We start from the raw sequence: 8,677 nt of genomic DNA, 5'->3' as shown, positions 1-8,677 counted from the left end.
TGTTTTTTCTACGCGACCGGCCCGGGTCCCGCCGGCCCCGGGGGGGGGCCGCCCCGGGGGCCCGGCCGGGATCAGCCGCTGATCTGCTTGCGGTCGCCCGCGCCGCCCGAGATCTGGATGCGGCGCGGCTTGGCCTGTTCGGCCATGGGGATGCGCAGGGTCAGGACGCCTGCGTCGTACGAGGCGTCGATGCGGTCCGTGTCGAGGGTGTCGCCCAGGAACAGCTGACGGGTGAAGGTGCCCGTGGGCCGTTCGGCGACCAGCATCTCCGCCTCCTCGGGGGCGGGGCTGCGGCGCTCGGCGCGGACGTTGAGGACGTTGCGCTCGACGTCCAGTTCGATCGTCTCGGGGTCGACGCCGGGCAGGTCGAAGTGGACCAGGAAGTCCTCGCCGCTGCGGTAGGCGTCCATCGGCATCGCGGACGGCCGGGCGTTGGTGCCGAGGACCTGTTGCGCGAGCCGGTCGAGATCGCGGAAGGGGTCGGTGCGCATGAGCATCACAGTCACTCCTCTCCTCAGGAATTACCGGGTGCGATGCCCTACGGGTTCTTGTCCCTCGCGTTCTTATATAGCTCGCAGCTGGAAAGTTGACAAGGCTGGGCTCATGGCCGGGCCGCTGCCGGTGTGCGCGTTAGCCTCAAGTGCCTTGAGCGGAGAGAGATCAGAGATCGAGGAGGCAGGTATGGCCAAGGTCCCCAGCGCGGTCGTCGCCGCGAGCGGACTCGTCGGTGGGTACGGCGTCGCCCGCTGGACGAAGAAGCGGCAACTGGGCGGTGCCGTCCTCGCCGCCGCCGGGGTCGCCGCCGCGCAGCAGTGGCGCCGGCAGGCGGGCGGGGTGGCCGCCGGTGCGCTGACCGTCGCGTACGTCGGTGCGTTCGCCGGGTCGCATCCGCTGGCCAAGAAGATCGGGGCCTGGCCGTCCGTCCTCGGGGTGGCCGGCGCCGTCGCCCTCGCCTCCTGGGCCGTGGCGGACCGGCGCGGCTGAGACACCGGCCCCGACTTCAGAAAGCCCGGGCTGCGGCGCCCCCGGTGAGTCCGGGCTCTACCGGCCCAGCGCCACCCGCAGCGTCACCCCGTGCCGGGTGCGCAGCCGGCGTATCTCCCACACCGACAGCAGCGTCACCGAGACCGGGCCGCCGAGCAGGAAGGTATAGAGGACCGAGGGCGGGGCCGCCACGTCCGGGCCCTCGAAGAGGTTGATGACCAGCAGGGTCCAGACCAGCAGCGGGGAGACCAGGGCCGGCAGTATCTCGTGCACCTCGCCGAGGGCGAAGCAGGAGTTCACGCCCGCGATCAGGGCCACCAGCGTGAGCACCACCGCGAAGACCACCCCGATCAGGCAGGCCACCCAGCCGATGCCGAAGGCCGCCAGGATCAGCAGGCTGAGCAGGATGCCGTGGTGGCCGAAGTCGTACGGCGTGATGATGTTGCCCATCATCAGCTCCACCAGCAGCCACACCGCCCCCGCGCTCAGCAGGATCAGTCCGATCGAGCGGGCCGGGCCGACCAGCCGGGCGGCGTAGCGCCCGCTCAGCGGTGCGCGGGCCGCGGCGACGAACGCGATCATCGCGACGAGGGCGACGGCGAAGGTGATCCCGCCGCTGACGACCAGGTCCTCCGCCTTGCCGAGGACGAACTGCTCCCCGCCCTCGGTGATCGGATACGCCACCAGCAGCCACACGGTGGCCACCAGCCCCAGCGTCGTGCGAAAGGCCTGGAGGCCCGCCATGAGCGGGTCCTGCACCCGGTCCTCGTGCCGGGCAAGGCTGTTCAGCCACTCGAAGAATTCCACGAAACCGGACAGCATGAGCGCCGAGACTCCCCCGAAGATCCGTCAAACAGGGGCACGCCGACGCGGGACCGCCCGTGGGCCGGGTGCCACGGGCGGATACTCTAGCCGATCTTCAGGGGCTTCTCGTCACTCTGCCGAAAAGCCCTGGGGTGCCGGGGTTGTCCGGCTCGCCGCCGCCGTCAGCGGGCGGGCGATGTCCTCCAGGGAGCGGCGTTCCGCCGGTACCGCCAGCGCGGCGGCGACCAGACCGGCCGCGCACATCAGGGCCGCCCCGATCTGGAAGGCGAGGACCGTGTCGCCGACCCGGCCGGTGCCGGTGAGGTCGGCGAAGAGGAGCGGACCGCTGATGCCGCCGGCGGCGGTGCCGAGGGCGTAGAAGAAGGCGATGGACATCGCCCTGGTCTCCATCGGGAAGATCTCGGAGACGGTGAGGTACGCGCTGGAGGCGCCCGCCGAGGCGAAGAAGAGCACCGCGCACCAGCAGGCCGTCAGGGTGCCCGCCCCGAGGACGCCCCGGTCGAACAGCCAGGCCGTGCCGAAGAGCAGCAGGCCCGACAGGAGGTAGGTGGAGGAGATCATGACGCGTCGGCCGACCGTGTCGAAGAGGTGGCCGAGCAGCAGCGGGCCGCAGAAGTTGCCGACCGCGATCACCGCGAAGTAGTAGCCGGTGCGGTCGGCCGGCACGTCGAAGAACTTGGTGAGGATCGCGCCGAAGCCGAAGGTGATCGCGTTGTAGAGGAACGCCTGACCGATGAAGAGGGAGAAGCCGAGGACGGCCCGGCGGCGGTACTGGCCGAAGACCGTGCGGGCGATCTCCCGGAAGGTGACGCTGCGGCGCTGGTGGATCTCCAGCCGGCCCTCCGGCTCGGGCAGCCGTACGCCCTTCTCCTCGGCCACCCGGCGTTCGATGTCGGTGACGATCTCCGCCGCCTCCTGGTCCCGGCCGTGGATCAGCAGCCAGCGCGGACTCTCCGGGACATGCCGTCGTACGAGCAGGATGACCAGGGCGAGGACGGCGCCGAGGGCGAAGGTCAGGCGCCAGCCGACGTCCGCGGGCAGCAGGGAGGTGTCGAGGGCGACGATCGACAGCAGGGAGCCGCCCACCGCGCCCAGCCAGAAGCTGCCGTTGATGATCAGGTCGACCCGGCCGCGGTAGTCGGCCGGGATCAGCTCGTCGATCGCGGAGTTGATCGCCGCGTACTCACCGCCGATGCCGAAGCCGGTGAGGAAGCGGAAGAGGAAGAACCACCAGGCCTCCCAGGAGACCGCGGTGAGCGCCGTCGCGGCGAGATAGACCGCCAGGGTGATCATGAAGAGCTTCCGGCGGCCGAAGCGGTCGGTGAGCCGGCCCCAGAAGAGTGCTCCGGAGCAGGCGCCGGCCACATAGAGCGCGGCCGCGGTGCCGGTGATCTGGCCCGAGGTGATCGACAGACCGCTGCCGGGCTCCGCCAGCCGGCTCGCGATGTTGCCGACGACCGTGACCTCCAGGCCGTCCAGGATCCAGACGGTGCCGAGGCCGATCACGATCGTCCAGTGCCAGCGCGACCAGGGCAGCCGGTCGAGGCGGGCGGGGATGTCGGTGGTGATCGTCCGACCGGTCCCTGCGGGCTGTTCGGAGTACGGCGTCGGTGTCTCGGCTGCGGCCATGGGCTCCCTCCTCGTTGAAGGACGTCCCTGTGAAGGACAGCGGAACAAGTGCCCGCCTTGCGCGGTTTCAGGCGCCCGGCGCCCGGCGCGCCCCGCACGTCGGCCACCCGGCCCCCCGGTGCGTCAGCCGCCCACCATCCGCGACACCGTGTAGATCAGCAGTCCCGCCAGGGATCCCACCACCGTGCCATTGATCCGGATGAATTGCAGATCGCGGCCGATGTGCGCCTCGATCTTCCGGGTGGTGTGCTCGGCGTCCCAGCCGGCCACGGTGTCCGTGATCAGCGAGGTGATCTCGCGGCGGTACGTGGTCACGATGTGCACCGCGACACCCTCCACCCAGCTGTCGACCTTGCCCTGCACCTTCGGCTCACGCGCCATCCGCGCACCCAGCGAGAGCAGCGCGGCCCGCACCCGCATCCGCAGCTCGCTGCGCTCGTCCTCGGCGGCCGCGACGATCATCGAGCGTACGGCCGACCAGGTGGAGCCGATCAGGTCCTGCACCTCGCCCCGGCCCAGCACCTCGCCCTTGAGCCGCTCCACCCGCGCGCGCGTGTCGGTGTCGGACTGGAGGTCGGAGGCGAAGTCGGTGAGGAAGCGGTCCAGGGCGCCGCGCGCCGGGTGCGAGGGCATGTCCCGCATCTCGGTGACGAATCGCAGCAGCTCCTTGTAGACCCGCTCGCCGACCCTCTTGTCCACGAACCGCGGGGTCCAGCCGGGCGCGCCGCCCTCCACGGCGTCCATCACATCGGCGCGGTGCAGCACCAGCCAGTCGTGCGCGCGGCCCACCACCAGGTCGACCACCCGCCGGTGCCCGCCGTCGGCGACGATCCGGTCCAGCAGCTTGCCGAGACCCGGTGCGATCTCCTGGGCGTCCGCCCGCCGGGTGATCGCCTCGCTCACCACCGCCCGCACGTCGGTGTCCCGCAGCACGGTCAGCGCGCCCCGCAGGGCCGTCGCCAGTTCGGCCGTGACCCGGTCGGCGTGGGCCGGCTCGGCCAGCCAGGCGCCCAGCCGGCTGCCGATGCCGACGGCGCGCAGCCGCTGCCGTACGACGTCCTGGGAGAGGAAGTTCTCCCCGACGAACTCGCCCAGCGAGATGCCCAGCTGGTCCTTCTTGGTGGGGATGATCGCGGTGTGCGGGATGGGCAGGCCGAGCGGGTGCCGGAACAGGGCCGTCACCGCGAACCAGTCGGCCAGCGCGCCGACCATGCCCGCCTCGGCGGCGGCCGCCACATAGCCCGCCCAGGGGCCGGCGCCCTCGTGCCCGGCCAGCCTGGCCAGGACGTAGACCACGGCGACGAACAGCAGCATGCCGGTCGCCGTGAGCTTCATGCGCCGCACCCCGCGCCGGCGCTCCTCGTCGGCCGGGGTGAAGGCCGTCATGGTCCGGTACGACACTCCCCGCCCCGGCGCTGTCTCGGTCTCGGTCGGTTCCATCAGCTCCACCCGTCGGTGATCCCGCACACAATTGTCCCTTCCTGACCGACTCCCGGAACGGAACAGGAGTTCCCGGCGTCTGTCGGAACGGGGGTTTGGACAGGGCCCTGTCAGCTCTCCCCGGCCCCTGTCGCATCATGGACCCATCAAGGTCGGAGCCTCGGAGTCCCCTCTCCCGAGGAGAACGGACTCCCGTCTCCCGAGGAGAACGACACCAGCGTGACCAAGCGTCAGGGTTATGCCGTACTGAGTGCGCTCGGCGCGCTCGTCATCGCACTGTGCAGCGCGATCTGGCTCATCGCGGCTGCCGGTGACAGCGGCCCCGTCGGCGGCAGCCTCGCCGACGACCGCCCGCACCGCGGCTCCTCCGCCGCGCCCGCCTCCACCGGCAGTTGGGCCACCGCCTGGTCCACCGCGCCGGTCGGCGGCGAACCCGGCACCGAGGCGGCCGGGCTGGCGGGCCGCTCGGTGCGCAACGTCGTGCACGCGGCCATCGGCGGTACGAGTGCCCGGATCACGCTGTCCAACCTGTACGGCCAGTCGCCGCTGACCATCACGCACGCCACCCTCGCCCTCTCCACCGGCGACGGCACCGCCGCGGCCGACACGGAGAGCATGCGGCGCCTCACCTTCGACGGCGCCACCGGCGTCACCGTCCCCGCCGGCCACGACGTCGTCAGCGACGCGGTGCGCCTCGCGGTCCCGGCCGGCAGCGATGTGCTGGTCACCACCTACTCCCCCGTCGCGTCCGGCCCGGTGACCTTCCATCCGCACGCCCGGCAGATCTCGTACGTCGCCGCCGGGGACCGTACCGAGGACTCCACCGGGCTGCCGTACACCGGGCGGACGCCGTACTGGCGCTATGTGACCGCGCTGGACGTGTTCGGCGAGGAGGCCGACGGCACTGTCGTCGTCTTCGGCGACTCCATCACCGACGGCATCACCTCCACCATCGGCGCCAACCACCGCTGGACCGACGTCCTCGCCGGCCGGCTGCGCGGCGCGCTCCGCGGCGGGTGGCGGCTGCCGCGCTACAGCGTGGTGAACGAGGGCATCAGCGGCAACGAGGTGCTCACCGACGGACTCGGCCGGCCCGCCGAGAACCAGAGCGGGCTCGGCCGCTTCGGCCGCGACGTGCTCTCCCGGACCGGCGTCCGGGTCGTCGTCGTGGACCTCGGTGTCAACGACATCCTGCGCCACCGCACACCCCCCGCCCCGGACCGCGTCACCGCCGGTCTGCGCACCCTGGTCCGCGAGGCGCACGCCCGCGGGCTGAAGGTCGTGGGCGCCACCCTGATGCCCGTCGAGGGCCACCGCGGCTGGACCCCGGCCAAGGAGGCGGTACGGCAGCAGGTCAACGCGGAGATACGGGCCGGCGGGGTGTACGACGCGGTCGTCGACTTCGACCAGGCCCTCCGCGACCCCTACGCCCCCCATCGGCTGCGCCCCGACTACGACTCCGGCGACCACCTGCACCCCAGCGACCTGGGCTTCGCCAGAATGGCCCAGGTCTTCAACCTGAACCTCCTGAAGAACGCCGGCCAGGCGGAGCTGTAGCGGGGCGGGCGGGGCCGTCGGGGTGGGGCGGGGAATACTGGGGCGCATGACCCGCTTGATCCTCGCCACCCGTAACGCCGGAAAGATCACCGAGCTGAGGGCGATCCTCGCCGAGGCCGGACTGCCGCACGAACTCGTCGGCGCGGACGCCTTCCCGGATGTCCCCGACGTCAAGGAGACCGGCGTCACCTTCGCCGAGAACGCCCTGCTCAAGGCGCACGCTCTCGCCCAGGCCACCGGTCTGCCGGCCGTCGCCGACGACTCCGGGCTCTGCGTGGACGTGCTGCACGGCGCCCCCGGGATCTTCTCCGCCCGCTGGGCCGGGCGGCACGGCGACGACCGGGCCAACCTGGAGCTGCTGCTGGCCCAGCTCGCCGACATCGGGGAGGGGCACCGCGGCGCCCACTTCGCGTGTGCGGCGGCGCTCGCCCTGCCGGACGGCCGGGAACGGGTGGTCGAGGGGCAGCTGCGCGGAATCCTGCGGCACGCGCCCGCGGGCACGAACGGCTTCGGCTACGACCCGATCCTCCAGCCCGACGGCGAGAGCCGGACCTGCGCCGAGCTGAGCCCGGCCGAGAAGAACGCGATCAGCCACCGCGGCAAGGCGTTCCGCGCCCTGGTGCCGGTGGTGCGGGAGCTGCTCGGCTAGGTGTGCTGCGGTGCGGCCGGAGGGACTCGAACCCTCACGGGAGTTACCCCACTGGGACCTAAACCCAGCGTGACTGCCAGTTCCACCACGGCCGCCTGGTGCTGCCCGGCCATGCTAGCGGCCGGGCGGCGCGTTCAGATGCCCAGATCCTTGATGATCTTGGCCACGTGGCCGGTGGCCTTCACGTTGTACAGGGCGCGTTCGACCTTGCCCTCCTCGTCCACGATCACCGTGGAGCGGATGACGCCGACGACCGTCTTGCCGTAGAGCTTCTTCTCGCCGAAGGCACCGTAGGCCTCCAGGACCTGCTTGTCCGGGTCGGCGAGGAGGGTCACCTTGAGGGACTCCTGCTCGCGGAACTTGGCGAGCTTCTCCGGCTTGTCGGGGCTGATGCCGATGACGTCGTAGCCGGCGGCGGCCAGCACCTCCAGGTTGTCGGTGAAGTCGCAGGCCTGCTTGGTGCACCCCGGGGTGAGTGCGGCGGGGTAGAAGTAGACGACGACCTTGCGGCCCTTGTGGTCCGCAAGGGAGACCTGGTTGCCGTCGGCGTCGGGGAGGGTGAAGGCGGGGGCCACGTCCCCCGGCTGGAGTCGCTCGCTCATCGGGCCAGGGTAACCGGGGGGCCTTGCGGTGCGCTGGCAGCAGAAGCTGACAGACTGTTCGGGACAGCATCAGAAGACTTCGGAGGCCGTACGGTGGCGGACACGTCGGACACCAGAACCCCGGCGCAGATCGAGGCGGACATCAGGCGCCGCCGCGAAGTGCTGGCCGAGACGCTGGACGAGATCGGGGTGCGGGTGCACCCGAAGACCATCGTCGGGGATGCCAAGGCCAAGCTCGCCGCGAACGTGGATCACACCGTCGGCCGGGCGTACGTCCAGGTCAACCGTGTGGTGAGCGAGGTACGGGCGCAGTTCGTGGACGAGACCGGCACGCTGCGCGTGGAGCGGGTCGTACCGGTCGCGCTGCTCGCCGTCGGTGTCGTGGGGCTGTTCGCCCTGGGCTCCCGGCGCCGCAAGAACTGACCCGGGAACCGACGCAAGGACGGACGCAGGAACTGACCCGGACGCCGACGGGCGGGACGAAGGCAGGTAGGTTCAAGGCGTGAGCGCCAACAGAAACGAGCAGAGCACCCCCCAGCACGACAAGCTGCCCATCCGGATGCTGCACGACCGGGTCCTGGTCAAGCAGGAGTCCGGCGAGGGCGAGCGGCGGTCGGGGGGCGGCATCCTGATCCCCGCGACCGCGGCGGTCGGCCGGCGGCTGGCCTGGGCCGAGGTCGTCGCGGTCGGCCAGAACGTGCGGACCGTGGAGCCGGGCGACCGGGTGCTGTACGACCCGGAGGACCGGGCCGAGGTCGAGGTGCGGGGCGTCGCGTACGTCCTGATGCGCGAGCGGGATCTGCACGCCGTGGCCGCGGACCGGTTCGAGGGCTCGGAGGACTCGACGGGCCTGTACCTGTAGGGCCTGATGACGGAAGGGGGGGGGGGGGGGGGGGGCCCGGCCCCGCCCCCGTTCGTGTTGTTTCTGTGTAAGGGTGGCCCCCGAGACACCCCCGAACGCGATTGGGGCCAAAAACAACCCCCCCGGAAC

Annotated in this window: 10 protein-coding genes and 1 tRNA gene; 5 read left to right on the top strand and 6 right to left on the bottom strand. The window is 71.6% G+C overall.

All coding sequences use genetic code 11. The features are described from left to right. Positions 1 to 71: 71 nt before the first annotated feature. On the bottom strand, positions 72 to 497 hold the full coding sequence (locus ACFVIU_RS18670) for an Hsp20/alpha crystallin family protein (protein WP_385843664.1): 426 nt from the start codon (positions 495 to 497) through the stop codon (positions 72 to 74). Between the two features lie 184 nt (positions 498 to 681). On the opposite strand from ACFVIU_RS18670, the gene ACFVIU_RS18665 reads away from it, so the two are divergent. Then, positions 682 to 984, top strand: coding sequence for a hypothetical protein (locus ACFVIU_RS18665; RefSeq protein ID WP_385843662.1), 303 nt, complete (start codon positions 682 to 684; stop codon positions 982 to 984). A gap of 57 nt (positions 985 to 1,041) precedes the next feature. Here the strand turns inward: ACFVIU_RS18665 and ACFVIU_RS18660 are convergent, their stop codons facing one another. The 3 genes from ACFVIU_RS18660 to ACFVIU_RS18650 all read right to left on the bottom strand — a co-directional run bounded on the left by ACFVIU_RS18660 (position 1,042) and on the right by ACFVIU_RS18650 (position 4,878). Beyond that, on the bottom strand, positions 1,042 to 1,806 hold the full coding sequence (locus tag ACFVIU_RS18660; RefSeq protein WP_385843661.1) for a hypothetical protein: 765 nt from the start codon (positions 1,804 to 1,806) through the stop codon (positions 1,042 to 1,044). Between the two features lie 111 nt (positions 1,807 to 1,917). Beyond that, positions 1,918 to 3,438 (bottom strand): MFS transporter, encoded by a 1,521-nt coding sequence (locus ACFVIU_RS18655; protein WP_385843659.1) that lies wholly within the window; start codon positions 3,436 to 3,438, stop codon positions 1,918 to 1,920. Positions 3,439 to 3,561: 123 nt separating this feature from the next. Further along, positions 3,562 to 4,878, bottom strand: a complete 1,317-nt coding sequence (locus ACFVIU_RS18650; protein WP_385843658.1) for a DUF445 domain-containing protein — start codon at positions 4,876 to 4,878, stop codon at positions 3,562 to 3,564. Between the two features lie 219 nt (positions 4,879 to 5,097). Here ACFVIU_RS18650 and ACFVIU_RS18645 point away from each other — a divergent pair, with 219 nt between their 5' ends. Together ACFVIU_RS18645 and rdgB are read left to right on the top strand one after the other, a co-directional pair. Continuing rightward, positions 5,098 to 6,435, top strand: a complete 1,338-nt coding sequence (locus ACFVIU_RS18645; protein WP_385843657.1) for an SGNH/GDSL hydrolase family protein — start codon at positions 5,098 to 5,100, stop codon at positions 6,433 to 6,435. Between the two features lie 46 nt (positions 6,436 to 6,481). Further along, complete coding sequence (gene rdgB / locus ACFVIU_RS18640; protein WP_385843655.1) at positions 6,482 to 7,084, top strand: RdgB/HAM1 family non-canonical purine NTP pyrophosphatase; 603 nt, start codon at positions 6,482 to 6,484, stop codon at positions 7,082 to 7,084. An 11-nt stretch (positions 7,085 to 7,095) separates the two neighbouring features. Here the strand turns inward: rdgB and ACFVIU_RS18635 are convergent. Then, positions 7,096 to 7,179 (bottom strand) — tRNA-Leu (locus tag ACFVIU_RS18635). 39 nt (positions 7,180 to 7,218) lie between these two features. After that, positions 7,219 to 7,686 (bottom strand): thioredoxin-dependent thiol peroxidase, encoded by a 468-nt coding sequence (gene bcp / locus ACFVIU_RS18630; protein WP_385843653.1) that lies wholly within the window; start codon positions 7,684 to 7,686, stop codon positions 7,219 to 7,221. Positions 7,687 to 7,779: 93 nt separating this feature from the next. Here bcp and ACFVIU_RS18625 point away from each other — a divergent pair, with 93 nt between their 5' ends. After that, positions 7,780 to 8,109 carry a DUF3618 domain-containing protein gene (locus tag ACFVIU_RS18625; RefSeq protein ID WP_385843652.1) on the top strand — a complete coding sequence of 110 codons (330 nt, stop codon included), beginning with the start codon at positions 7,780 to 7,782 and terminating at the stop codon, positions 8,107 to 8,109. Positions 8,110 to 8,188: 79 nt separating this feature from the next. Next, positions 8,189 to 8,548 carry a GroES family chaperonin gene (locus ACFVIU_RS18620; protein ID WP_385843650.1) on the top strand — a complete coding sequence of 120 codons (360 nt, stop codon included), beginning with the start codon at positions 8,189 to 8,191 and terminating at the stop codon, positions 8,546 to 8,548. The last annotated feature ends 129 nt before the right edge of the window (positions 8,549 to 8,677 follow it).

It is taken from the genome of Streptomyces sp. NPDC127190, from assembly GCF_042672505.1.
Lineage (GTDB): Bacteria > Actinomycetota > Actinomycetes > Streptomycetales > Streptomycetaceae > Streptomyces.
Note: the sequence above shows the minus strand (reverse complement) of the source record. Positions and strands in the feature narration are given on the sequence as shown.

Excerpts from the sequence above, each read along its gene's own strand:
- bcp (WP_385843653.1), bottom strand. The coding sequence starts at position 7,686 with ATGAGCGAGCGACTCCAGCCGGGGGACGTGGCCCCCGCCTTCACCCTC.
- ACFVIU_RS18655 (WP_385843659.1), bottom strand. The coding sequence starts at position 3,438 with ATGGCCGCAGCCGAGACACCGACGCCGTACTCCGAACAGCCCGCAGGG.
- rdgB (WP_385843655.1), top strand. The coding sequence starts at position 6,482 with ATGACCCGCTTGATCCTCGCCACCCGTAACGCCGGAAAGATCACCGAG.
- ACFVIU_RS18665 (WP_385843662.1), top strand. The coding sequence starts at position 682 with ATGGCCAAGGTCCCCAGCGCGGTCGTCGCCGCGAGCGGACTCGTCGGT.
- ACFVIU_RS18660 (WP_385843661.1), bottom strand. The coding sequence starts at position 1,806 with ATGCTGTCCGGTTTCGTGGAATTCTTCGAGTGGCTGAACAGCCTTGCC.
- ACFVIU_RS18670 (WP_385843664.1), bottom strand. The coding sequence starts at position 497 with ATGCTCATGCGCACCGACCCCTTCCGCGATCTCGACCGGCTCGCGCAA.
- ACFVIU_RS18650 (WP_385843658.1), bottom strand. The coding sequence starts at position 4,878 with ATGGAACCGACCGAGACCGAGACAGCGCCGGGGCGGGGAGTGTCGTAC.